The sequence below is a fragment of the Streptomyces sp. NPDC101194 genome (genome assembly GCF_044767885.1).
GTDB lineage: Bacteria > Actinomycetota > Actinomycetes > Streptomycetales > Streptomycetaceae > Streptomyces.
Map to the genome: position 1 here is coordinate 156667 of NZ_JBIWOS010000008.1, position 25148 is coordinate 181814.

Sequence of the window (25148 nt, forward strand, 5' to 3'; positions counted from 1 at the left end):
CTGCTCACAAGGCATCCAGCGTTCGGTCATCGGCATAAGTCCATGCCAAGTCGCTTGAAAAGAAAGGTGCTTGAGCCCTTGACAGTCCTAAGGTGCGTCACGAATCTGCTCTGCAGACCGCTGAGCGAGGAGTCATTCGATGCTGACGATGCACGGTGTGTCCAAGAGCTTCCTCGGGGTGCGTGTGCTCCACGACGTGGGGCTCGACCTCGAAGCCGGAGAAGTGCATGCGCTGGTGGGGGAGAACGGCGCGGGGAAGTCGACCCTGATGAAGATCCTCGCGGGCGAGCACTCACCCGACGAGGGGACCCTCACCATCGACGGAACCGCGCACTCCTTCAGCCATCCGGCGCAGGCGCAGGCCGCCGGAATCGGCATCATCCACCAGGAGTTCGCGCTGCTCCCGCACCGTACCGTCGCCGAGAACGTCTTCCTCGGGCGTGAACCGACCCGATTCGGACTCGTCGACCGGCGCGCCATGGAACGGCGCACCGCCGAACTCCTCGCGGAACTGGACGAGACCGGTATCACTCCCCGGACTCCCGTCCGCGAGTTGTCGGTCGCACGCATGCAGACCGTGGAGATCGTCAAGGCTCTCGCATCCGACGTCCGGATCCTGGTGATGGACGAACCCACCGCCGCCCTCGCCGACCAGGAGGTCGAGCAACTCGCCGCACTCATAGGCCGCCTGACTGCCCGTGGGATCGGCATCCTGTACATCTCGCACCGGCTCCGCGAGGTCTTCGCACTCTCGCGGCGCATCACGGTCCTCAAGGACGGCCGCCGCATCGCCACGCTCACCACGCGCGACACCGACGCGGCCACGGTCGTACGCGCCATGGTCGGAAGGGAACTCGGCACCTATTACCCGCCCAGGGCCCGACCGGGCGAGGCGGGTGCGGAAAGACTCACCGTCAGCGGTGGCGCCAACGCCCGGCTCTCCGGCATCGAACTGAGTCTGCGGGCCGGCGAGGTCGTCGGCGTCGCCGGTCTCCAGGGCTCGGGCCGCACCACCCTCGCCCGTGCCCTCTTCGGGGTGGACCCCTTCACCACGGGCACCATGACCGTCGACGGGACCCCACTGCGCCCGATCCGCCCCAGGGACGCCGTCCGGGCCGGAATCGCCCTCGTCACCGAGGACCGCAAGGCCGAGGGCCTCGCCCTGCGCCAGTCCGTGACCGACAACGCGCTGCTCGTGACAAGAGCCGTGCCCGCACGTGGCAGACCGCCGACGGCCCGTGACGTGACCGCGCTGCTGGACCGCGTACGCCTGCGAACCCACGACGAGGGCCGACAACAGGTCCAGTACCTGTCCGGCGGCAACCAGCAGAAGGTCGTCATCGCCAAATGGCTCGCCGCCCGTCCCCGGATACTGCTCTTCGACGAACCGACCCGCGGCGTCGATGTCGGCGCCAAGGCAGCCATCCACACCCTCGTACGGGAGCTGGCACGCGAGGGCCTCGCCGTACTGATCATCTCCTCCGAACTGCCGGAGCTGATCGGCATGAGCGACCGGATTCTCGTCATGTCGCAAGGACGTCTCGCGGGCGAACTCCCCGCGGGCGCCACGGAGGAAGCCGTCATGCGCCTCGCCACCGGCGGCGACCGTCCGCGGGAGGGAGCCGCATGACCGCGCTTCGGCCCGCCCCGGCGACCGGGCCCCGCAACCGCCCGGGTCGAACAGCCCTGCCGCGCCCGGCCGGTCCGGTGGCCGGGGTCTGGCTCGCGGCCCTCGCCGTCACCCTCCTGGGCTGGATCGCGGTCGCGGCCCGAGGCGGGGACTTCCTGACCGTCACCAACGTGGTGACGATCCTGCAGAACTGCGTCGCCCTCGGACTCGTCGCGGTCGGCCAGTCCGCCGTCATCCTCACCGGATCGCTCGACCTGTCCGTCGCCTACCTCATCAGCCTGGGCACCCTCGTCGCAGCGGAGACGATGGAGAGCGACGGTGTCCTCGTGGCGGTCCTCGCCGTCCTGGCGCTCAGCACCGCCGCCGGACTCGCCAACGGACTGATCGTCACCGGCCTCAAGGTCAACGCGTTCATCGCGACCCTCGGCACCGCCTTCATCCTGCGCGGCTGGATCGAGGACAACTACACCGGCCCCGCCGGCAAGGTCCCCGCCTCCTTCCAGCATCTCGGCTACGACCGGATCGGACCGGTTCCCGTCTCCCTGTTCCTGCTTCTCGCCGTCGCCGCCGCCCTGTGGCTGATCACCCGTCGAACCCGGCTCGGCCACCACATGTACGCGACCGGTGGCGACGAGCACGCCTCCCGGCTGTCCGGAGTCCGCACCCGGCGCACCGTGGTCGTCGCCCACGTCCTGTGCTCCCTGTGCGTCGGCGCCGCCGCCCTCTTCCTCGCCGCACGGCTCGGCGCCGGGGCCCCGTGGGCCGGTACGGAGGCCCGCTACGACCTGGAGTCCATCGCCGCCGTCGTGCTCGGCGGCACCGCGCTCGCCGGGGGCCGCGGCGGGGTGGCGGGCACCCTGGGCGGGGTCCTCGTCCTCGCCGTGCTCGACAGCGTCTTCAACCAGCTCGCCGTCGACCCGTTCTTCAAGAACGTCGTCCGCGGCGTCGTCATCATCGCGGCCGTCGCCCTCTACGCGCGAGGCCGCCGCACCCCGCGGGAGAGGACCGCATGACCACCGTACAGGCACCCGCCGGCCGTCGTGTCCTGCGTGCCCTCACCACCGGCACACCCGTCTACGTCCTGCTCGCCGTGCTCCTGGCCGCGCTGGCCCTCACCGACCCGGGCTTCTACGAGCCCGACCGCTTCCTCGCCTTCATCAAGCGCGCCGCGCCCCTCGTCATCCTCGCCGCGGGCCAGTACCTGGTCATCGTCTGCGGGGAGTTCGACCTGTCGGTCGGAGCGATCGTCACGGCCGGAGTGGTCGTCGCCGCCGAACTGTACGGTTCGTTCCCGGGCGCGCCCTGGCCGCTCGTCACCGCGGTGCTGCTGCTCGCCGGAGCCCTCGCCGGTCTCGTCAGCGGACTGATCACCACCCTGCTGCGCGTGCCGTCGTTCATCACCACGCTGGGCATGATGCTGATCCTCGAAGGGGCCGTCTTCTTCTGGACCGGCGGTTCCCCGCACGGCGCGCTGCCCACGGCCTTCCGCAGGCTCGGGCGCGGCACTGCCTTCGGCTGGCTGCCCTGGGCCGTCCTCGTCTGCGTCGTCGCGGGTCTCCTCGCCGTCCGGCTGATGCGTTCCGACTTCGGCCGTACGCTTCTCGCCACCGGTGACAGCGAACGTGCCGCGGCCCTGGCCGGGGTCCGGGTCGCGCGCGCCCGCACCATCGCCTTCATCCTCTCCGGCGTCGCGGCCGCGCTCGCCGCGGTTCTCGTCGGCGGCTTCTCGGGGGTCTCGGCGCAGGCCGGCCGGGGCTACGAGTTCGAGGCGATCACCGCCGTCGTGCTGGGCGGCGTGGTGCTCGGCGGCGGACGCGGGTCCGTCGTCGCGGCGATGGCCGGAGCCTTCTCGCTCCAGGCGCTGTTCACTCTGCTCAACCTCCAGGGCGTCTCCGGCGCCCTGGAGTCGACCGTGCAAGGCGTCATCGTCATCGCCGCCGTCGCCCTCGGCGCGGCCGACTGGTCCCGGCCGCGCCGTCGCGGCACCGAGCCCCCAGGAGCGAAAACCCCATGAGCACGCGAAAGATCCGACACGTCTTCGTGCCCCTCGCCGCCCTGCTCGGCGCGGCCCTGCTCGCCGGCTGTACGAGCGACGCACCGCCCGACGCCCCGGCCGGAACGGCGAGCGGCACAGCGGGCGACCCGGGTACCGGAGGGCAGTCGAAGTTCTTCGACCGCGCCGAGTACGACCGCCAGCTGGCCCTCGCCAAGGAGACCCCGCAGGGCCCGGCCGGTAGACCGTGGGAGCAGATGCTCCAGCCGCGGCTGGTCGACACCACGCGATACAAGAAGAGCGGCTCCGGCGGAATCCACCTCTGTCTGTCCAACGCCGGAGTCTTCAACCCGTGGCGTCAGGTCGGCCTGAAGAACATGCGGGCCGAGGCCGGACTCCACAAGGAGATCACCGACTTCACCGTGCTCGACGCCCAGGGCAAGGACGACAAGCAGATCTCCGACATCCAGGAGCTCACCGGGCAGGGCTGCGACGCACTCATCGTCTCCCCGAACACCACGGCCACACTCACCCCCGCCGTCGAGAAGGCCTGTGGAAAGGTTCCTGTGATCGTCTTCGACCGGGGCGTCGAGACCGACTGCGCCGTCACCTTCATCAACCCGATCGGCGGCTATGGATACGGGGCGGTCGCCGCCGACTTCCTCGTCGGGAAGGTGAAGCCCAAGGGGAAGATCCTCGCCCTGCGCATCTCTCCCGGCGTCGACGTGCTGGAGACCCGCTGGTCGGCCGCGAAGATCGCGTTCGACAGGAGCGGACTCGACGTGGTGGATGTGAAGTTCACCGACGGCGATCCGGCCAGGACCAAGGCGATCGTGACCGATGCGATCACCCGCAACGGCGACATCGACGGCGTATGGATGGACTCCGGCGCGACCTCCGTCGCGGCCGTCGAGGCCTTCGAGGACGCCGGCAAGGACGTACCGCCCATCACCGGCGAGGACCAGCAGGACTTCCTCCAGGTCTGGAAGGAGAAGAAGCTCACCGCGATCGCACCGTCGTACCCCACCTTCCAATGGCGTACACCCGTCATCGCGGCGCTGAGGATCCTGAGGGGGGAGCAGGTTCCCAAGGAATGGAAGCTGCCGCAGCCGACCGTCACCCAGGACACCCTCGATCAGTACTTCAAGCCCGGCATGCCGCCACTGCACTACGCGATGTGCGGCTGCGAGAACCTGCCCGGGTTCCCGGAGAAGTGGGGAGGCAGGAAATGAGCGTGCACGCGTTCCCGCTCGGGGCGAATCCGTGGATCTGGCACTCGCCGGTGACGTACGAGGCACTCGGCGACGTTCTGCCCCGCCTGTCCGCTTGGGGATTCGACTGCGTCGAGATCCCGCTGGAGAACGAACGGGACTGGGCGCCCGATGCCGTCTCCAAGCTCCTCAAGGTGTCCGGGCTCACCCCTGCCGCGGTGATCGCCGTGATGCCACCCGGCCGCGACCTCGTCCGCACCGATCCCCGAACCGTCCGGATCACCCAGGACTATCTGCACCGCTGTGTCGACGCCGCTCAGGCCCTGAACGCTCCCATCGTCGCGGGGCCCGTGTACGCGGCGGTCGGTCGTGCCTGGCGCATGGACCGCGGCGAACGCGTGGCGGCGTACGAGGAGTTGCGCCAGAACCTCGCGCCGGTCGTCGATCACGCGCACGCCGCCGGGGTGCGCATCGCCGTGGAGCCCCTCAACCGCTACGAGACGAGTCTGCTCAACACCGTCGACCAGGCCCTCGAAGCGCTGGCCGGGCTGCCCGAGGACACCATCGGCCTCGCGCTCGACGTGTATCACCAGAACATCGAGGAACACTCGCTGCCCGACGCCGTACGCCGTGCCGCGGGCCGCATCCTCCACGTCCAGGTGTGCGCCAACGACCGCGGCACCCCCGGTGCCGACTCCCTCGACTGGACCGGATTCCTCGCCGCTCTCACCACCAGCGGCTACCGGGGCCCGCTCTGCATCGAGTCGTTCACCGCGCACAACGACGCCATCGCGGTCGCCGCCTCGGTCTGGCGACCGCTCGCCGCCACCCAGGACGTCATCGCCACCGACGGCCTGGCGTTCCTGCACCGCGCGATCGGAGGGTGCTGAGGCGCCCGGCCGGCCGAGCCCCTCGGCACCGCTCCCGCACACCACCCACCGAGCGCCTCGGCACCGATCCCACAAACCACCCCCCGACCCACTCGGCCACGACCCGCAGAGAGGATCCGCTCGTGAACCGTCAACGACGGTACTGTCATGCTCGTGACATGCGAAGTGCGTTCATCGCGTTGGTGAGCGCACTGCTGCTCGCACTGACCGCGCTGCCCGCGACCGCGGCCACCACCGGAAAGGCACCCGCCTTCCGGGCCCTGCTGTTCACCCGCGCCGTCGGCTATGTGCACGCCTCCATCCCCGCAGGCATCCAGATGTTCAAGGAGGAGGCGGCCGCCAACAACTTCGCGCTCGTCGAGACCGCCGACCCCGCCGTCTTCGACGAAGCCAAGCTCAAGGACTTCGACGTCATCGTCATGCTGCAGAACTCCGGCATGGTCTGGGACACCGAAGCGCAGCGCGAAGCGATGCAGACATACGTGCGCGACGGCGGTGGCGTCGTCGCCATCCACAACACCCTCGACATGGGCATCGAGGACACCTTCCCCTGGTGGGACGAGGCCATCAACGGCGGCGTCCACATGCCCGCTCACTCACCGGGCGTCCTCCAGGGCACCGCCAAGGTCGCCGACCGCGTCCACCCCTCCACCGCCGGCCTCCCGGAGCGCTGGGAGCGGCCGGAGGAGTGGTACAACTTCGACGGGAATCCCCGCGGCGACGTCCACGTACTGGTCACCGCCGACGAAACCACCTACAACCCCGGCGGTTCCGCCATGGGTGCGGACCACCCCATCTCCTGGTGCCGCAACACCGAGGGCGGCAGGGTCTGGGCGACCGCCATGGGCCACGACGTCCCCTCGTACAGCGAAGCCGCCTTCCGCGCCCACGTCGTCGGCGGAGTCAAGTGGGCCGCGGGCAACAAGCCCGGCGACTGCGGCGGCACCGTCTGGAGCGGCTACGAGAAGGTCACCCTCGACGACAACACCGCCGACCCGATGGAGCTCGACGTCGCCGAGGACGGCCGGGTCTTCTACATCCAGCGCAGCGGCGAGGTGAACGTCTACGACCCCGCGACCCACGCCACCACCACCGCGGGCAAGCTCGACGTCTACACCGGCGGCGAGGACGGGCTGGTCGGCATGGAACTCGACCCCGACTTCAAGAAGAACCACTGGATCTACCTCTACTACGCCCCCGCGGGCGCGACCGAGGACGTCAACCGGCTCTCCCGCTTCACGGTCAAGGGCAACACACTCGAACCGGCCAGTGAGAAGAAGCTGCTCGACGTCCCCGCCTACCGCGACCGCACCTTCCCGGAACCGGGACACACCGGCGGCGCCGTCGAGTTCGGCCCCGACCGCACTCTCTACCTCGGAGTCGGCGACGACACCCCGCCCAACCTCGACCCGAACTGGCAGGGTTACGCACCGCTCGACTGGCGCGAGGGCAAGCAGATGCTGGACGCGGCCCGTACCGCGGGCAACACCAACGACCTGCGCGGCAAGATCCTGCGCATCAAGCCGAAGGACTCCGGCGGTTACACCATTCCCAAGGGCAACCTCTTCGCCCCCGGAACCGCCAAGACCCGCCCCGAGATCTACGCGATGGGCTTCCGCAACCCGTTCCGCTTCACCGTCGACCCGAAGACGGGGTACGTCCACGCCTCCGACTACGGCCCCGACCGCGGACTGCCCACCACCGACCGGGGCCCCGAGGGGCTGGTCGAGTACAACGTCATCAAGAAGGCCGGCAACTTCGGCTGGCCGTTCTGCCACGGCAACAACCAGGCGTACGCGCCCTACAACCCGGACACCAAGGAAGTCGGTCCCAAGTTCGACTGCACCAATCCCGTCAATCCCTCGCCGAACAACACCGGGCTGACCGCACTCCCGCCGATCCAGCAGCCGGAGCTCTGGTACGGGTACGGCGCGTCCGAGGAGTTTCCCGAGGTCGGCAGCGGTGGCTCGGCCCCGATGAGCGGTCCCGTCTACCACTACGACAAGAAGAACCCGTCCACCACGAAGTTCCCCGAGTACTTCGAGGGAGCGAGCTTCTTCTACGAGTGGTCGCGCAACTTCGTCAAGGAGATCCGTTTCGACAAGGATCAGAAGCTCCTGAAGATCAACGACTTCCTCTCCTCCCAGAAGTTCAACAAGCCCATGGACATGACCTTCGGACCTGACGGATCGCTCTACGTCCTCGAATGGGGCAGCTCCTTCGGCGGCGGAAACAACGACTCCGGGCTCTACCGCATCGACTACGCACAGGGACAACGCGCACCGGTCGCCAAGGCAGCCGCCTCCGCCACCGACGGCCCCGTCCCGCTGAAGGTCGACTTCTCCAGCGAGGGCAGCAACGACCCCGACGGCGACACGCTCAGCTATGCCTGGGACTTCGACGGCGACGGTACGTACGACTCCACCGAAGCGAACCCCACCCACACCTACACGGCCAAGGGCGACTTCACCGTACAGCTCAAGGTCACCGACTCCACCGGCAAGTCCGGTTACGCCAACATCCCCGTCACCGCCGGGAACACCGCACCCAAGGTGACCATCGACTTCCCGGTCGACGGCAAGCTCATCGAGTTCGGCGACAAGATCCCGTACAAGGTCACGGTCACCGACCCGGAGGACGGACCGGTCGACTGTTCCAGGGTCATCGTCAACCCGGCACTGGGACACGACGATCACGAGCATCCCACCACCGACATCCGCGGCTGCGAGGGCACCGTCGACACCGGTGATCTGGGCGGTCACCCCGAAGGCGCGGACCTGACCTACGTACTCAACGCCAAGTACACCGACAAGGGCGGCGACGGCGTCTCCGCCCTCACCGGTTACGGGCGCGCCGTGCTCCAGCCGAAACACAAGCAGGCAGAGTACTACGACGCCCAGTCCGGTACCCGGATCGTCGCCCAGGAAGGCGCCGAGAACGGCAAACGGATCGGAGACATCTCGAACGGCGACTGGGTCGCCTTCGACCCGATGAGCGTCGAAGGCATCGGATCGGTCGCCTATCGGCTGTCCTCGCCGTACGGGGTGGGTGCGATCGAACTGCGCGCGGACGCCCCCGACGGTCCTCTGCTCGCCACCACCCCCGTCCCCGGCACCGGAGGATGGGACAACTATCAGGAGACCCCGGCCGTGCCCGTCCAGGAGCTGAAGGGCACGCACAAGCTGTATCTCGTCTTCACGTCACCGCAGAACAACGCGTTCGACGTGGACGCGATCGACTTCAAGAGTCCCTGACACCACATCGGCGCGCTGCGGGTCCGGTGTGTCGGCACCGGACCCGCAGCGCGTGTCCCTCCTCGGCAGGGTCAGCGAGTGCCGACCGCGGCACGTACGGCCCTGCGGGCCATCGCGCAGTCGTCGTGCAGGCGGCGCAGCAGAAGTCGCTGTTCCTCGCTCGACGAGAGGCCGCTCGGCCGGTCCTGACCGGCGCCCGCGGGCACCGGTTCCCGCATGGCCCGCTGGACAGCCGTCTCGTAGGTACGGATCTCCCGCGTCAGCACCAGCATCAGGTTCACCAGGAACGCGTCCCGCGCCGCGGGCCCCTTGACCTGCGCCAGCTGACTGATCTGCCGCCGCGCCGCCGGTGCGTCACCCAGGACGGCCCAGAGCGTCGCGAGGTCGTAGCCCGGCAGGTACCAGCCCGCGTGTTCCCAGTCCACCAGCACCGGACCCGTGGGCGACAGCAGGATGTTGGAGAGCAACGCGTCACCGTGACAGAACTGCCCCATGCCCTGACGGCCGCCCGCGTGGGCCAGACCGTGCAGCAGCTTCTGCAAATCGCCCAGATCGCGGTCGGTGAACAGCCCCAGCTCGTGATAGCGGGCGATCCGCGAGGCGTACTCCAGCGGTGCGTCGAAGAGACCCGGAGCCGGCCGCCAGGCGTTGATCCGACTGATCGCGCCCAGCGCGGCCCGTACATCGGCACGGGGCGGAGCCTCCGACGGATGGCGGGTCAGCGCCGCCACCCGGCCGGGCATGCGCTCGATCACCAGGGTGCAGTTCTCCGGGTCGGCCGCGATGAGCCGAGGCACCCGCACCGGCGGGCGATGCCGGACGAACGCCCGATATGCAGCTATTTCGTGCTGGAACCGTTCCGACCACGCGGGCGAGTGGTCCAGTAAGCACTTGGCGACCGCGGTCGTGCGTCCGGTGGACCCGACGAGGAGCACCGAACGGCCGCTGCGGCGGAGCACCTGCACCGGGTTGAACTCCGGACAGATGCGGTGCACCGAGGCGATCACCATCCTCAGCTGAGCGCCCTGCGGACCGGAGAGGTCCAGCCGGCCGCTGAGCGGCGGGCCGCCCAGCCCCGCCGGCCGCCGCGGCCGAACCGTGCCGGGTGCCGGGGGAGCGGCATGCGGAGCGAGGTACGGACCGCCGCCCGCCCCCAGGGGGCGAAGCGGCCGGGACGGGGCGGTCACGGAGGACGATGCTGTGTACATGGGCGAGACAGATCCCTTCGCGCGCCGACAGGATGCGTGCACCGCCCCGGCCGGCGGCCGTTCGGCACCCTGGGGAGTACCTAGGGCTGCCGGGCGGGGTGGCGCGTTCTTACCTGACACCGGCGCGCGGGTGGCAGACCATCTGGCGGACCCTGGCGAACCCTGGCGAATATTCGCAACGCATCTGACAGGGGTTACTGTCGACACAGCCGAGAACCTGGGGGCTTGACGTGACCGGAGAACCCAACACCCGCCTGTCCGATCTGTTCGGCCTTGCCGGCTGGTCCAAGGGCGAACTCGCGAGAATGGTGAACCGGCAGGCGGCGGCCATGGGCCACCCGCAACTGGCCACCGACACCTCGCGGGTGAGGCGTTGGATCGATATGGGGGAGTCCCCCCGCGATCCTGTGCCCAAGGTGCTGGCTGCCCTGTTCACCGAGCGGCTCGGTCGTGTCGTGACCATCGAGGACCTCGGGTTCGGCCGACGCGGGCGTGTGGGGAAACGGCGAGAGGTCGGGACGCAGCACAATCCCGACGGACTGCCGTGGGCGCCCGAGCGGACGGCAGCGGTCCTCACCGAATTCACGGGAATGGACCTCATGCTCAACCGACGCGGCTTGGTGAGCGCGGGCGCCGCGCTCGCCGCAGGATCGACCATCACCGGCCCCATGCACGACTGGCTGCACACCGACCCTGTGCCGGCGGCCGATGCCCCACGGACCAACGACCCGTTGTACGCGGATCCCGCCGGCTTCGACCGGTACGAGGCCGCGCCCATCGGGTCGGAGGAGATCGAGGCGCTCGAACGGTCCGTCGAGGTGTTCCGCGCCTGGGACGCGTCCCGGGGCGGCGGACTCCAGCGCAAGGCCGTGGTGGGCCAGCTCAACGAGGTGGGCGGCATGCTCGCCTACCGTCACCCGGACCATCTTCAGCGCCGCCTCTGGGGCGTCGCCGCCAACCTCGCGGTGCTCGCGGGATGGATGTCCCACGACATCGGCCTTGAACCCACCGCCCAGAAGTACTTCGTCATTGCTGCCCACGCGGCGCGCGAGGGCGGCGACCGCCCGCGAGCGGGTGAGGCGCTCTCCAGGGCGGCCCGGCAGATGGTCCACCTGGGTCGCCCCGACGACGCCCTGGACCTGATGAAGCTCGCCAAGTCCGGTTCCGGCGACATGGTTCTGCCACGCACTCAGGCGATGCTGCACACCATCGAGGCCTGGGCGCAGGCGTCCATGGGACGCGGCCAGGCGATGCGTCGCACACTGGGCAAGGCCGAGGAGCTCTTCGTATCGGACAAGAGCGATGTGCCGCCGCCCAGTTGGATGCAGCTGTTCGACGAGGCGGATCTGCACGGCATGCAGGCCCTGGCGTTCCGTACGCTCGCCGAACACGACCCGTCGGTGGCGATCGTCGCCCAGCGCCATGCCAAGCGGGCTCTGGAGCTCCGGGCCAACGGACGCCAGCGTTCCAAGATCTTCGATTACATCTCACTCGCCTCGGCATGCTTCATCGCCGACGATCCCGAGCAGGCCGACCGCTATGCGAGGCTCGCCCTGGTGACGATGGGGGAGACCTCCTCTCACCGCACCTGGGACCGGCTGCGCCAGATGTACCGGCTGACGGGCCAGTTCGCGGGCTATGCCAAGATCGAGGACCTGCGCGAGGAGATCAAGCTCGCCCTGCCGCAGAGCACCATCATCAAGCAGCCCAGGCGCTCGTCGGAGATCTGAACACGCGGGCCCCGCGATGAGGGGGCGCCGATCACGTCCGACCACCGACTGATCGACCGATCACCGTCCGGCCGTCGCGGCCTCGAGTACGGCACCCGCGGCTCGTCTCCCGCCGGCCATGCCGTGTCCGGTGTTCCGCATACCCACTGTCCTCATGCATGTGCGGCTGTTCCCTGTGCCCGGATGCGGGCGACCAGCACACATGCGTCGTCCAGGCGCTCGGTGTCACCGAACTCCGTGACGACCGTCCGTACGCACTCCCGTGCCGTACGGGCCTGTGCGAAGCGGGGGGCGAGGGCGAGCAGGGCGTCCGGGCCCGCATCGCGGCGGCCGTGGCGGTTCAGTCCGTCGGTGTGCAGGACGAGCACGTCACCGGGCAGCAGGTGCACTTCGTCCTGCTCGTACGCGACGCCGGAGGTCGCGCCGAGCAGGACCCCGTCCGGTGGCAGCAGCGGGCGCCCCTTTCCGTCGCGGAACAGCAACGGCGCGGGGTGCCCCGCCTGCGCCCAGGTCAGGACGCCGGTGGACGGCTCGAAGCGGCAGCACACCGCGCTGCCGAGAGCGGGCTGGACGGAGGATTCCAGTAACTGATTGAGATGTCCCATCAGGGCCCCCGGCTCGATGCCGGCCACAGCCATCCCCCGCAACGCCCCCAGCAGCATCGCCATGGCCGAGGTGGCCCGGATGCCGTGGCCGGTCAGATCACCGACGGTGAGGACGGTCCGGCCGTCCGGCAGTTCCAACGCGTCGTACCAGTCTCCGCCGATCAGCGAGCTGGACCGAGAAGGGAGGTAGTGGGCGGCGACATCCAGCGCGCCCACCCCTTGTGAAGGCAGCCGCAGCGAATCCCGCCACGGCGGAAGCACGGTTTCCTGCAGTTCGACCGCCATCCGATGCTCGGTCTGTGCCCTGTGCTGTCGACGCCGTAGCGAGTCGTGGTTCGTGCGCACCGCCTGCTGGCTGCGCCGCAGTTCGCTGACATCGCGCAGGACCGCCCACATGGAGGCTGTGCAGCCGTCCGCGTCGAGGACGGGCTCACCCATCATGTGGAGTGTGCGCATGCGACCGTCGGTCCGCAGGATGCGGAATTCGCCGTCTATCGGCCTTCCGTCGACCAGACAGTCCGTCACCATGGCGGTGAGCAGCGGCTGGTCCTCGGGAAGAAGCACAGAGGGGAGCTCGTCCAGCGAGAGCGGCCCCATCTCGGGGGATCTGCCGAAGATCTCGAACAGTTCCTCGGACCAGGTGACCTCGTCGGTCAGCAGGTTCCACTCGGCACTGCCTACCCTGCCGATGAGGGAACCGGGCTCCGACCGGTCGGGGGTCTCGTCCGAGGCGTCGAGCGCCGAGGAGTCCGTGGGCTGTTCCGGTGTCTGCGGCGGCTCCGGCGGAAGGCCCTCCCTGAGCTGTCCCAGATGTGTGCCGAGATCGTCGAGGTGATGGACCGCCAGATCGCAGAGCGCACGCTGCCAGCGCATCTGCGCGTCTTCCTCGTCGATCAGCGCCGTGTCCCGCCGCACGGCATCCACATCGCCACGCAGCCGACGGGTCCGGCTGATCAACGCGTCGACGGCATGTCGTTCGGGTGGCTGGGGCGCGGGGCGGTCCGCAGACAGATGGGACGGCATCTCGTACTCCGATACAGGCGCGGCGCGACCAGGTCTGAAAGGTGGACCGTAGACGACTGTCGCACAGGCCGCAGGGGCTCGTAAGGGATTTGGCAACACTCGATAGGTTGTTGCTTCTGGCATATGCCACAGGCGCTTCGATGGCTTCGATTTGTCGAACAACCTTGCTGTCGTCGGGTGTTGAAGCAAGTAGCCCGGCGTGCGCGAGTGGCCGCGCGCCCGCGTAGGCGGTCCCTGAACGGCGCGTCCGGCCGGAGCGGAGGCATATGTGAAAGAGCCACCTCGGGCGGTGGTCGCGACGCCGTCCCGGATGCGTCGTGGGATGGCGGCGCGGATCCCGGTCGGATCGCCCTCGCGTGCTCGGTGGGCTGTTCCGGCCTGATCCGTGCGAGCTGCCGGATGGTCGCGCGGCCGTCCCCCGTTCGGCACGGGCAAGGTGCGGTCCTCGGTCGGTGTCGGCGGGACGGGAATGCGGTCCGCCTCTCTCGCGTTACGACACCAGAACGAAAACGACACCCATTCCCATAAGGGGGATCGGGGGTCGGCGAAGAGTCTGGAGGCGTACATGGCCCGCAGTGAGGTCCGCCCCGTGGTGACACTCCGGTCTACGGCCGGAACGGGGCAGAGCTATGTGACGCGCAAGAGCCGCCGGAACAACCCTGACCGGCTGGTCCTGCGCAAGTTCGATCCCGTCGTGGGGCGGCACGTCCTCTTCCGTGAGGAACGCTGACCAACGGCTCGTCCGGCCCTCTCGCGACACCAGGAAAGGAACGCGTATGAAGTCCCGTATCCATCCCGTCTCCCGTCCGGTGGTCTTCCGTGACCGCGCCGCGGGGGCGGCCTTTCTGATCCGCTCGACCGTGCCCGTGAGCTCGGATGCGCGGGTGACGTGGGAGGACGGCCTGAGCTATCCCGTCGTCGACGTGGAGACCTCGTCGGCGAGTCACCCGTTCTATACCGGGACCGAGCGGGTGCTGGACACGGCCGGCCGTATCGAACGGTTCGCCCGTCGCTACGGTGCCCGGACGGCCGTCACTGGCTGATCCGCGCCCCCCTGAAGCGGTGATTCCGTGCCCTGTGTCACAGTCCTGGGCACGAATTCCTGGGAACGCGACGCGATGGTTTATCGTTCACCTATAAGTGGATGTCGCGTATCGCGCCCACACCCGAACCGCCCCGGCTGGATTCCCCCGATCCGGCCGGGGCATTCCTCTGTCCTGTCCCATGTCCCATCCATGGGCGATGGTCGGATCGCGCCGGGCTCCGAGCCGACTGGTTCTGAACCACGTACCCGGAATCGACAGCGCTGCCAGGTGGAGGCCGCAGACCTCGTACGGATCGATCGGCGTCGCGGAACGTGTCCCCGCGGCCACGCAGTGATGGACCGGCCCGGGCTGCGGTCAGCCCCGCGGCAGCTTCCTGGGCACCGCCTCGATCAGCAACGCACCCGCCGCCGGCAGCACGGCCACCGTGGCCGCGGAGCTCGGCCAGAGCCGTACCGCCAGGGCGGTCACGGCCGCACCCGCCACGACCGCGGCCAGCCGGCCGGCCACCCAGCGATCCCCCCGGTCCCACGATCGCAGCGCCAGGCGGCTGACGAAGGACGTGAGCGTGCCGGTGAAGTAGTTGGTGGGCGTCGCCCGGATACGGCCCTGAATGCCCATGGCCACGGCGATGAGCACCAGCAGCCCCAGCAGGTCCCACGCGGAGGTGATCAGGCCCAGCGACCACAGCACGGCTCCCGCCGTGAGCAGTGCCACCTCGATCAGCAGCATCCACGGCAGTGGCCACCGCCACCGCTCGCTCATCCAGGCACCGCACATGACACCGATGCCGTACGCGACGAGCGCGGTGATCACCCGCAGGGCCACCCCGTGCTCCCCTACGCCGGCGGCAGAAGCGCCCAGCAGAACCAGATTCCCGGTCATCACCCCGGCGAAGACCTGGCCGACACAGACGAAGACGAACGCATCGGCGGCCCCGGAAGCGGCCGACAGAAGCAGCAGAGCCCATTCGCTCCACGGATCGCGCCCAGGGGCGGGGGGAACAGGAGTAGACACGTCTGCATTCTCGACTCGGCCCCGCCCGAGCGGGTGCACACCGCCCGCCCGGCGCGGCGAGCCAGGCACGCCCGGGCACCGTCACCCCTGCGGATCCACACGACGGAGCCCCCGCACCGCACCGACGCGCAGGTCGTCGTTGTCGTAAGTTCTGCACGGTGAACAGACACATAGCCTTCGAGAGACTGCACAACTTCCGTGACATGGGCGGGTATCGGGCGGACGGCGGCCGGCAGGTACGTTGGGGCCGCCTCTTCCGTTCCGACTCGCTGGGCAAGCTCCGCGACGAGGACTGGGACCGTTTTCTCGGCCTCGGAGTCCGCACGGTCATCGATCTGCGCTACGACTGGGAGATCGCAGCCAAGGGGCGCGTACCCGACGCGCCGGGACTGCGATACCACCACCTCAGCATCGAGCACCGGCCCTACGATCAGGCGGCCCTGGGGCCGGAGGCGGAGACCGGACGCTTCCTTGCCGACCGGTACGCGGAGGTGGCCCACGACGGAGTCGCCGAGATCCGCCGCGCACTGGACGTGATCGCAGCAGAGGACAGCGCACCCGCCGTCTTCCACTGCGCGTCGGGCAAGGACCGCACCGGGCTGCTCGCCGCGCTCGTCCTCTCCCTGCTCGGCGTGTCGGAGGACGACATCGTCGCCGACTTCACCCTCACCGAGCTCGCCACCGATCGGCTCCTGGCCGACTGGCGGGCGGACCATGCCGGCCAGGAACCGGGCTGGCCCGGGTACGGCAGGGCTCCCGCCGATGTCATGCGGCGCTTCCTGGCCGATCTCGCCGCGACCCACGGCTCCGTCCACGAATATGCCGCCGAACTCCTGGGCGTCGACGAGGAACTGGTGGCGGCGTTGCGCAGAAACCTCCTCGTGTCCGTCGGTGAGGACGGGCCGGCCGTGAGCGGTACGACGGCTAGGAGCGACTGAACCGGCGCACGCCGGTTTGCAGGTGGCCGATGCACGGCCGCGGGAACCGGCATGCCTGCCCGCGCACCGAAGCGGCCGTCGACATCTCGATGCAGCCGTGCACGTGCGGTCCATGCAGCCGGGGCGTCGCGCCGGGGCCGATGTACCGACGAGCCGGAGTGGGCACACCGGGCGCCGGTCGATGTCCGCGCCGTACCCCTCCCACCTCACGGTGGAGGAATGAAGCCCTTCGGATCGGGACGAACCCTGGAAGGGGCCCCATGGCCGGAGCCGACGACCCGGAGGGGGAGCAGCGCCGCGCCCGACGGCTCGTCGGCCCGTCGGTCGGGGGCGCATCGATGTCCGGGGCCGGTCGTCCCCTCCGGCCCGTCAGAGGCCGAGGTCGCCCAGCCCCGGATGATCGTCCGGTCGGCGGCCCAAGGGCCAGTGGTACTTCCGGTCGGCTTCCCGGATCGGTACGTCGTTGATGGAGGCGTGCCGTACGCTCATGAGCCCGTTCGCGTCGAACTCCCAGTTCTCATTGCCGTACGAGCGGAACCAGTTGCCCGAGTCGTCGTGCCATTCGTACGCGAACCGCACCGCGATCCGGTTGCCCTCGAACGCCCAGAGTTCCTTGATGAGCCGGTAGTCGAGTTCCTTGGCCCACTTCCTGGCGAGGAACGCGACGATTTCCTCGCGTCCTGTGGCCCACTCCGCGCGGTTTCTCCATCGGGAGTCCTCGGTGTAGGCGAGTGCCACCTTCTCGGGCGTCCGGGAGTTCCAGCCGTCCTCCGCCAGCCGGACCTTCTCGATGGCCGACTCACGCGTGAACGGCGGGACCGGGGGACGTACCGTCATGGTCTCTCCTGTGAATCCTGATCTCGGTGTCGGCCCCGAGCCTATGGCGTGAGCCCGGTGCGCGCTGTCCGGAATTCGCTGTCGCTGTCGACGCCCACCAGGCAGACGCCCTTGACGCGTGCGCGTCGATGGTTATGGTCTAGTCCAAGCGCAAGGCCGCCTTCCGTGCACCTGCTGCTTCACGGCGTACGCGGTGGTGGATCTTGCCGAGCCCTTCGCGCCTCTTGGCCCCCACACCGGAGAGGCCGGCCTGCCATCGGCCGGGCCCCCACAGCCCGATCGTGCGCGGCGACGCCTCATGTGAAGGAGAAGCATGCACGCGAAAAGGAAGACAGCCGCAGCCATCGGTGCCTTGCTTGCACCTGTACTGGCCCTGAGCCTTCCGGCCGGTTCCGCCGATGCCCACGGATACATCTCGTCACCTCCGAGCCGCCAGGCCCAGTGTGCTGCCGGGACCGTGAGCTGCGGTGACATCAAGTACGAGCCGCAGAGCGTGGAAGGCCCCAAGGGGCTCACCAGCTGCAGCGGAGGCAACAGCCGGTTCGCCGAACTCGACAACGACTCCAAGGGGTGGAAGGTCACCCCGGTGAGCGGGACCACGTCCTTCCAGTGGGTCCTGACCGCCCGGCACGCCACGAGCACGTGGCAGTACTTCGCAGGCGGCCGGAAGGTCGCCGAGTTCAACGACAACGGCGCACAGCCCGGCGCCACCGTCACTCACCAGGTGAACTTCGGTGGCCTGACGGGCAAGCAGAAGGTCCTCGCCGTCTGGAACATCGCCGACACGGCCAATGCCTTCTACGCCTGCATCGACGTGAACATCGGCTGACCGACGAGACGGTACCGGCGCCCCGGAGCGGGTGCCGGTACCGTCCCTTGGCCGGATCGGACGCCTGCCGCCGGAAGGCCCGTGCTTCCCGCACCGCGACCATCGGGTTCTGTCCCGGCCGACTGTGCTTGCTCGACATGGCCCGGACGGGGGCGCCGGTCACCGGAGTCGCCGACTTCCGCGGCATGCTGAAGATCCGTCACCCCTCAGTGGGTGCGGTGCGCGCGTCGCCGTGACCACCCCTCGCCCGGGGACTGCTGGTCGACCGTGTCGGACGGGGCCCGTTCGGCCGGGCCCGAGTCGTTTTCGAGCGGGGCCGATCTGTCGTACTCGTCCAGGGTCAGTCGGAGGTCCGACGCAGGACGAGGCTGACGAAGCCCCATGTGTCCCGGTAGACGCGCAACCATTCGGTGCGGCGGACCGAGGCGGTCTCCAGCACCTGCGCGCTGTCCGGGTCGGCCGGATGGTCCAGGGCCCAGGAGGCCAGCGATCCCCAGCAGGCCCACTCGTAGTCGTCCAGCTCACGGCGCGTGCTGACATGCCCGTGGACGGGAGTCCACCCGTCGGCGACGACGCGGTCCACGGTGGTGGCCAGGTCGGTGAAGTCCCCGAGCATCTCGACGGCTTCCGGTGTGGGCTCATGCTCCCAAAAACCATCGCCGATCAGGACACGTCCCCCCGGCGCCAGGTGTTTGCGGGCCGCCGCGAGGGTGGGCAGCAGGCCGCCGAACGCATGGGTGGCCCCCACGCTGGTCACCAGGTCGTACGAGTGCGCGGAACGGAAGTCGGCCGCCTCCTGGTGATGCAGCACGAGGCGGGCCTGGACGCCGAGGCGGACGGCGGAGTCGTGGGCCTGTCGAAGGGCGTCCTCGGAGACGTCGACGCCCTCGGCTGTCAGGTTCGGGTGCGTGGTCATGGCGCGCAGCAGCCACTCCCCGCTGCCGCAGCCCAGGTCGAGTACGCGCGCGTCGCCATGCGGGACGCCGTGTTTCAGCAAGTGCCTCACGGAGTCGTCATCGAGTGGGGACTTGATGGGGTGGTCGGCATGGGCAAGTCTGGACATCTGTTCACGGTTCACCGGCACAGCCTGGCAGCGGCGGCGGGCCTCATGCATGCCATTTCTCCCGTGGACCGGACCGCTGCCCGACAGCAACCGCAGCACGGTGACACGCGACGAATCCGATGACCGACGCGGCGGTGCGAGGTCCGGTGATGCCAGCGGGAGCGGACGGGGGTCGACGGCAGTACGGTGGTCGATCTTTCCCGAGCCGACGGACCCCGGCGTACCCGCCGGGGAGCAGGCCAGGCCCGCTTCCAGGGGCGAGAAGCCGCGTGCCCCGCAGCGGAGAAGGCACCGTGGAAGCCGACGGCGGTCATGGCGAACAGCAGCAGCCCGAGTGCCGGGTTGCCACCGACGAGCATGCGCCGGGCTCGGGGATCGAAACTCGGCTGCCGGATGCACAGTTCGAGCATCACGAAGGCGGCCGGCAGAAGGAGCCCGAAGGTGATCGGTGCCCAGAGATCTGCGGGGCTCCGGGAGGCCACCCGCCCCGCAGGGATCAGCCCGTAGGCCCGGGAGGCGAGCCCACTGACGGGCAGCGGCAATCCGGCCGGGTCCGGGCGGCGTGGAGTGGGGCTGCGGAGACTCGGGATCAGAGAGGTGACTTCACAAGGGAGCAGCGAGCCGCGACTGGCTCGAAGGCATCCCCGAAGCCTGCCGCTGAGCGTCTGATCTCGATCGGAGTGGAGCGTGCTGCCCGCCACCGCGGTGGCCCGGATGGTGTGGGCTTCGGGCCGCCCGTGGCGAGGCGGCAACGAGCGGGGAGCGGGTCGGGCCTGAAGGTGCAGCATTCACACCTTCTCCTGGCAGACCTGCTCGCCCTGTCGGGCCACCCCGCCGTTCCATGGGCGGGCACATCGGCAGCGGCCACCTCCCGCAGATGCGGACGAACAGACGGTGCCTACGTGCGGAGGTGGGCATTCCGGAGCGTGGACGCCGGATGGCGACACGGCGTGCCGGGGTGTGGGTTCGGGCTCCGGCTCGGGAGGGCCCGTGACCGGTCGTGAGGTGACCGGTGTCCGGGGCGGCCGGGACGTGGACGGCGTCTGCCGCGCCGTTGCCACGTCGTGCCGCCCGGATGGGCGGGTCCTGCCGAATGCCGAATGCCGGTGGCCCGTGGTCGCCGGCCGTGTCCGGCCCGGCTGTCGTGGCCTGGCAGGCAACGCCTTGCGGTCCGGTTCGGCGTGGCAGGTGTTGTGCGTCATAGGGTGCTGGTCGGGTGTGGGGGTCCGGACGGGTGTCCGGGCGGGAACCCCGGCCCGATTCCGGCGGGCCGGGGTTCCGTGTCAGGCGGGTGACTCGGTTACCACTTGCCGCCCTCGCGGCGGTGGTCGATCACCCGGAAGCTGCCCACGACACCGTCGCGGGCCCACACGCCGCCCCGGACGTGGCCCGGGAAGACGCCGTCGCTGGAGCTGTGAGGTCCGACGGTGGCGATGGGGGCACCGTTGTCGCAGGTGGCCCCGCGGAAGACCTCGAGGGTCCGGCGGCTGTCGTTGCGGATGTTGAGGCTCTTGGAGCCGAGGCCGCTGACCACGGTGATGCAGCCGCCCCGCTCGTCGGAGTAGGTGCGCTCGTTGATGTGGATCCGGCCCTCGTAGCGCTCCTCGTCTCCGCCACGACCCTCTCCGCCGCGACCTTCTCCGCCGCGACCTTCTCCGCCGCGACCTTCTCCGCCCCTGCCCTCGTTGCCCCTGCCGGCGTCGCCGCCGCCGTTGAGGGCCGAAACGGGGGCGGCGGCCTGCTGGATGACGGGGGCGGCGGCCTGGGCCGGCTCGGAGGTGGCGGCCGACGCGTAGGTGATGCCGGTGGCGGCCAGGGCCGCCGCTGCCGCTACGGCGGCGGTAACAACGGTGGAACGGGTAACCATGTCACTTCTCCTGTCTCAGAGAGGCCGACTGAGTAGTCGACTTGTGATTGAACGTACTGAGCGTCCACATACCTGTCATTTCGGGTGCATTGGCAAGGAGGCTCGGTTCGCCGATCGGGGGACAAGGAGTACGCCAAATGCTATATCCCGATAATATTACTAATGTCCAACTTGCCTAAAAAATAAGTGAGTTGATGAATCGTTGGTCCGACCGGGCGACTTCCTGATTCCCGGTCACCCCTACGCCCGCGTGTCTGTCTTTGACATCCTCCGAAATTGCGCCGCGTCGCCGCTCCGAAAGCCCGCCCCCCACGCCCGACCTGCGACAACGGTGCTGATGAACCGAAGCTCCGGCGGGCTCGTCCCCGACCGTGCCGCGCCGCGCCGCGCCGTGCCGCGCCGTGCCGTGCCGTGCCGTGCCGCGCCGCGCCGTGCCGTGCCGCGCCGCGCCGTGCCGCGGACGCCAAGCCGGGCGGACATCGGGCCGTCACCGGGCTGCGACGGGCCCGAGCGGGAGCGGGCGGAAGCGGGAGTCACGCGCCGTCCCTTCTGATCCGAGTCAGGTCGTGCTGCGGGCGGGGAGGCCGGGAGCGTCGGCGGAGCTGCGGCGTGCACGGGGTCGAACGTCTGGCCGTTCGACTGAAGGGGCGCTTCCCGCCAGGCAGCGTGCCGTGCTGTTTCCGTGTCCGAATCGTGGCATTGCTCAGGTGCTCTGGGCGAGAGAAGTACGGGGAGGGTCCCGCCGATTCCGGCAGCTGGAAGTACCCGTCCGACGACGGCTTCGGTGAGGCCGACGGTCGGATCGACAAGGAGCCGACCAAGCTGTGCCGGAGCCGGTGTCCAGGAGATTCATGGGCCGGGCCTCGGTATCCCTCGTCGACCTCGGCCTTCACCCTCGGGTGCTGACGGAACTGCCCGGATGCCCTCGGCGCGCGGCCGTCCGGTCATGGATCCGGCCCGGCCGCACGATTCCGCTGAACGGGGTGCGGCCCCGGCCGTCGCTGAAGGCGGTCGTCTTGATGGTGTTCTGCTTCTTCTTGCCCGAGACGAACACCTTGTGTCCTAAGGGCTGTCCCGTCATCCCTGGTGGATCAGCGCGCGGCGTCGGATGCGGTGCATCGTAAGGCGGAGGGGCGTCCGCATGCGGGATGTATGCGGATGTTCCGACAACGCGGCAAGGTGCCGTAGCCGTCGTCGCGCGCCCGCCAGGGATGACGGGACAGCCCTTAGCCGCCCCGCGCGCGGGGCGGCGGACCTGCGCCTCGGTACCGTCGATGCGCAGGTCCACGCGCTCAGCGTCGGCGTGGGCCAACAGGTCTTCCAGCGTGCGCAGTCGAAGCCCGGGCCGGTCGGGAATCGCGAAGCCGCGAGCCGCCGGCAGTGGACGGACCTCGCGGATCGCGCCCGAGACGGTGGGGCGGTCCACTCCCGTACGACTCGGCCGGCGCAGCGTGCGGGAAGCCCGAGCGCAGCTGCACAGGCGTGACCTGAAGCCGGTCCACGAACACCAGGCGCCGCTTGGGTGCGGCACCCGCAACCTGCCACCGCTCTCCGCCCCGGCGCTCGCACCGCGCTGATTCACGAGAGGTCTGCCGTACGAGGGCGAGTTCCTCGAGCAAGTCGCCGCCGCGTGCGCGAGAGATCCAGGACAGGGCAGGGCGGGAACAGACCGCACGTGGCCAGGCTTGCCTCGCAGCCCGCCCAACCCATGCGGCCCTTCTCACGTCACTGGGCGAGCACCTCCGTGTTCTGGCAGGCGATCAGCCGCCATCGCCCGTCCTCCTCGGCCCTCACGTAGAGCGGGGTGGCCGCGTTCCCGATCGGCTCCCCTTCCGACGTCCAGTACTGTGCGTGCGCCTTGACCGCGGCGACGTCGGGGCGGATGAACAGTTCGTCCACGACCTCGTAGGTGGTCGTCGAGTCCTTCATGGCGCCAGTCGGCACCTGGTGCGTGAAGGAGGAGATCTCATCGCGGCCGGCGAGGTGCTTGCCGTGCCCCGTCGTCCAGATCGCGTCGGCCCGGAACAGGCCGACGAACTCCTCGGGCAACTCGTTCTGCTGGGAGTGCTCAAGCGGGTGATCACCTGCTTGATCGCTTCGATCTCGATTTGCAGCGTCTGCTGACCAACGGCTGTCGTTTCCATGTCGATCACCATGGAACCTCAACTGGACTTGAGATCAAGGTTCGACTCAGGGGCCATCGATCCCCAGCCCGCGAGGGCAGTCCCGTAACCCCTGGCGGGCGCGCGGCGACGGCCACTACGACATCGAGGGCGTTCACGAACCCGTCGCCTCGGAATCCCTGATCCTGAGGCAGGCATCCGACGGTGCGTGGGAGACCGGTGCGTACGAACGGGGCACGTACGAGGTCATCACCCGCCACCTGAGTGAACACGCGGCCTGCGCGCACCTGCTCCGCCCTCCCCTGGACGGGACCTCGGTTCTCACGCCGCTGCGCAGGGCTCGGACGCTGGGGCGGCACCACGACCTGATCGTCGTCAGCGACCGTCGAGGCGAACGCTCCGCAGGTTCACGGGCAGGCCGGTGCCGGAGCGAGCTCGAAGAGACCTTCCCTGCAGGTCGGCAGCAATGTCCCGGATCGCGGGGAGCCGCGCGAACAGGGCTTCCCCGGGACAGTTGGTGGCGAAGCCGTCGCGATGTCCCGAGATGGCGTCGAACTCCGCCGAAGTTCCCTTGGCGTAGCGGCTCTCGTCATTGGTGGATGTGAGCCGCACCTTGCTGGTGGGGTCGATACCGCTCAAGCCGAGCTTCCAGGCCGCGAGGGCGGCGATCGCGTGTTCCATGGCTGCCGGTACCGGTGTCCCGAGCCCGAAAGTGCCGATCGCGGCGATTCCCGCCGTGCCCTGGTTGAACCCGAGGGTGTGGGAGCCGATGACGGCTCGATCGGCACCACCGGCGCGACCTTCGTAGATGGTGCCGCACTTGTCGACGAGGAAGTTGTAGCCGAAGTCTCCCCATCTCCGGTCACGGGTCTGGCCCGTATAGAGATTGCGCAAGGTGCGCGGGACGTCCGCGCAGTCGTAGTTGTTGGGTGTGTCGGTGTGATGGATGAAGACCGCCCTCACCCCTTGCGCATAGTGGGCATGGGGGTCGCGTCTGGTCTCGTCCGCCTGCCACCGCGTACGCGACACGATGGCGGGCTGTGGCGCCGCATGGGGGAGCGCCACGGAAGCGGCTCCGAGGGCCGGGAACGGTCGGGAGGGACCGACAGCTGCCCCCTCCGGAACCGTCCCGGCCCGCCATACGGCGAGAGTGCTCTCCGGCGTCGTCCTGCCGGCACCACCGGCCGTGGCTGCCCCTGGGGGCACGGCCAAAAGAGGAACCGCCATAGGAGTCGTGACCCACAGCGCCATTCGATACAAACGCACAGGGAAACCTTCTTCTTCTTTCGCTGAGAGGACGGCGGGAGCGCGTATGCCCACAGCTTTGCGGTGGGGGGTTCGCTGCGCGCGCCGGGTTGCTGCAGTCAGGCGAGCGTGTCGAAACCCCCACCGCAGGGCGCTCCTGGCGGTTGCCGGGGTCGCCGCCGGGAGGTCGTGCGGCGCCGCGTCACCCATCCTGCTGGCGGGCTTACCGCCGATCACGGCGTGGAACCGATCTATGCATGACTGAAAGTGGGAGCCCTTACATCTCGACGCCTCGGATCGTCGTGCTCGGCGTGCAGCCCGGTGATCCGCCCTTTCGCCTGGTGGAGATCGATGGGGAGGTCGTCAGCGCGGCCACATCGGTGACGGACGTGCTGCTCACCGCCGCGGCTGCAGGTATCACCGTCCATGACCTCGACGACCCGGGTCTGATCCGTTGGGTGGGTGGCGGAAAGTTCCACTGGAGGCTGCACTAAGGGCTCTCCCGCAATCCCTGGTGGATCAGCGCGCGGCGTCGGATGCGGTGCATCGCAAGGCGGAGGGGCGTCCGCATTCTGGATGTTTGCGGACGTTCCGACAACGCGGCGAGTGCTGTAGCGGACGTCGCGCGCCCGCCGGGGATTA

The 25148-nt window shown here is 69.4% G+C and carries 21 protein-coding genes; 12 read left to right on the plus strand and 9 right to left on the minus strand.

What is annotated here, in order from left to right; all coding sequences use genetic code 11:
• Positions 1-139 precede the first annotated feature (139 nt).
• From ACIRP2_RS27360 to ACIRP2_RS27385, 6 genes are all read left to right on the plus strand, one after another.
• On the plus strand, positions 140-1630 hold the full coding sequence (locus ACIRP2_RS27360) for a sugar ABC transporter ATP-binding protein (protein ID WP_404254712.1): 1491 nt from the start codon (positions 140-142) through the stop codon (positions 1628-1630).
• Complete coding sequence (locus ACIRP2_RS27365) at positions 1627-2643, plus strand: ABC transporter permease (protein WP_404254714.1); 1017 nt, start codon at positions 1627-1629, stop codon at positions 2641-2643. The genes ACIRP2_RS27360 and ACIRP2_RS27365 overlap by 4 nt, the downstream gene beginning before the upstream one ends.
• Positions 2640-3644: an ABC transporter permease gene (locus ACIRP2_RS27370; RefSeq protein WP_404254716.1), complete on the plus strand. Its 1005-nt coding sequence runs from the start codon at positions 2640-2642 to the stop codon at positions 3642-3644. The genes ACIRP2_RS27365 and ACIRP2_RS27370 overlap by 4 nt, the downstream gene beginning before the upstream one ends.
• On the plus strand, positions 3641-4855 hold the full coding sequence (locus ACIRP2_RS27375; protein WP_404254718.1) for an ABC transporter substrate-binding protein: 1215 nt from the start codon (positions 3641-3643) through the stop codon (positions 4853-4855). The genes ACIRP2_RS27370 and ACIRP2_RS27375 overlap by 4 nt, the downstream gene beginning before the upstream one ends.
• Complete coding sequence (locus ACIRP2_RS27380) at positions 4852-5724, plus strand: sugar phosphate isomerase/epimerase family protein (RefSeq protein ID WP_404254720.1); 873 nt, start codon at positions 4852-4854, stop codon at positions 5722-5724. The genes ACIRP2_RS27375 and ACIRP2_RS27380 overlap by 4 nt, the downstream gene beginning before the upstream one ends.
• A 158-nt stretch (positions 5725-5882) precedes the next feature.
• Positions 5883-8978: a ThuA domain-containing protein gene (locus tag ACIRP2_RS27385; protein ID WP_404254722.1), complete on the plus strand. Its 3096-nt coding sequence runs from the start codon at positions 5883-5885 to the stop codon at positions 8976-8978.
• A gap of 71 nt (positions 8979-9049) precedes the next feature.
• Here the strand turns inward: ACIRP2_RS27385 and ACIRP2_RS27390 are convergent, their stop codons facing one another.
• Entirely contained in the window at positions 9050-10186 is a 1137-nt protein-coding gene (locus tag ACIRP2_RS27390) for an aminoglycoside phosphotransferase family protein (RefSeq protein ID WP_404254724.1), read from the minus strand.
• A gap of 230 nt (positions 10187-10416) precedes the next feature.
• Between ACIRP2_RS27390 and ACIRP2_RS27395 the strand changes: the two genes are divergently transcribed.
• On the plus strand, positions 10417-11916 hold the full coding sequence (locus ACIRP2_RS27395; RefSeq protein WP_404254726.1) for a hypothetical protein: 1500 nt from the start codon (positions 10417-10419) through the stop codon (positions 11914-11916).
• Between the two features lie 152 nt (positions 11917-12068).
• Here ACIRP2_RS27395 and ACIRP2_RS27400 read toward each other — a convergent pair whose 3' ends face one another.
• Complete coding sequence (locus tag ACIRP2_RS27400) at positions 12069-13544, minus strand: PP2C family protein-serine/threonine phosphatase (RefSeq protein WP_404254728.1); 1476 nt, start codon at positions 13542-13544, stop codon at positions 12069-12071.
• Between the two features lie 565 nt (positions 13545-14109).
• Between ACIRP2_RS27400 and rpmG the strand changes: the two genes are divergently transcribed.
• A complete protein-coding gene (rpmG, locus tag ACIRP2_RS27405) occupies positions 14110-14274 on the plus strand; it encodes a 50S ribosomal protein L33 (RefSeq protein WP_404254730.1) in 165 nt (54 codons plus the stop codon).
• A gap of 46 nt (positions 14275-14320) precedes the next feature.
• Positions 14321-14587, plus strand: a complete 267-nt coding sequence (locus ACIRP2_RS27410) for a type B 50S ribosomal protein L31 (RefSeq protein ID WP_404254732.1) — start codon at positions 14321-14323, stop codon at positions 14585-14587.
• Positions 14588-14944: 357 nt separating this feature from the next.
• Here the strand turns inward: ACIRP2_RS27410 and ACIRP2_RS27415 are convergent, their stop codons facing one another.
• Positions 14945-15547, minus strand: a complete 603-nt coding sequence (locus tag ACIRP2_RS27415) for a YoaK family protein (protein ID WP_404255117.1) — start codon at positions 15545-15547, stop codon at positions 14945-14947.
• Between the two features lie 215 nt (positions 15548-15762).
• On the opposite strand from ACIRP2_RS27415, the gene ACIRP2_RS27420 reads away from it, so the two are divergent.
• Positions 15763-16542: a tyrosine-protein phosphatase gene (locus ACIRP2_RS27420; protein WP_404254734.1), complete on the plus strand. Its 780-nt coding sequence runs from the start codon at positions 15763-15765 to the stop codon at positions 16540-16542.
• A 369-nt stretch (positions 16543-16911) separates the two neighbouring features.
• On the opposite strand, the gene ACIRP2_RS27425 is transcribed toward ACIRP2_RS27420, so the two are convergent.
• Positions 16912-17379, minus strand: a complete 468-nt coding sequence (locus ACIRP2_RS27425; protein ID WP_404254736.1) for a DUF1348 family protein — start codon at positions 17377-17379, stop codon at positions 16912-16914.
• Between the two features lie 313 nt (positions 17380-17692).
• Here ACIRP2_RS27425 and ACIRP2_RS27430 point away from each other — a divergent pair, with 313 nt between their 5' ends.
• Positions 17693-18208 carry a lytic polysaccharide monooxygenase auxiliary activity family 9 protein gene (locus tag ACIRP2_RS27430; RefSeq protein WP_376277279.1) on the plus strand — a complete coding sequence of 172 codons (516 nt, stop codon included), beginning with the start codon at positions 17693-17695 and terminating at the stop codon, positions 18206-18208.
• Positions 18209-18548: 340 nt separating this feature from the next.
• Here ACIRP2_RS27430 and ACIRP2_RS27435 read toward each other — a convergent pair whose 3' ends face one another.
• From ACIRP2_RS27435 to ACIRP2_RS27455, 5 genes are all read right to left on the minus strand, one after another.
• Positions 18549-19286, minus strand: a complete 738-nt coding sequence (locus tag ACIRP2_RS27435) for an SAM-dependent methyltransferase (protein ID WP_404254738.1) — start codon at positions 19284-19286, stop codon at positions 18549-18551.
• A gap of 1285 nt (positions 19287-20571) precedes the next feature.
• A complete protein-coding gene (locus ACIRP2_RS27440) occupies positions 20572-21138 on the minus strand; it encodes a hypothetical protein (protein ID WP_404254740.1) in 567 nt (188 codons plus the stop codon).
• A gap of 889 nt (positions 21139-22027) precedes the next feature.
• Positions 22028-22219, minus strand: coding sequence for a hypothetical protein (locus tag ACIRP2_RS27445; RefSeq protein ID WP_404254742.1), 192 nt, complete (start codon positions 22217-22219; stop codon positions 22028-22030).
• Positions 22220-22863: 644 nt separating this feature from the next.
• The gene (locus ACIRP2_RS27450; protein WP_404254744.1) at positions 22864-23187 is read right to left on the minus strand and encodes an SgcJ/EcaC family oxidoreductase; all 324 of its coding nucleotides are present in this window, start codon (positions 23185-23187) and stop codon (positions 22864-22866) included.
• A 449-nt stretch (positions 23188-23636) separates the two neighbouring features.
• Positions 23637-24290, minus strand: a complete 654-nt coding sequence (locus tag ACIRP2_RS27455; protein ID WP_404254746.1) for a peptidoglycan recognition protein — start codon at positions 24288-24290, stop codon at positions 23637-23639.
• 473 nt (positions 24291-24763) lie between these two features.
• Between ACIRP2_RS27455 and ACIRP2_RS27460 the strand changes: the two genes are divergently transcribed.
• Entirely contained in the window at positions 24764-25000 is a 237-nt protein-coding gene (locus ACIRP2_RS27460; protein ID WP_404254748.1) for a hypothetical protein, read from the plus strand.
• Positions 25001-25148 lie beyond the last annotated feature (148 nt).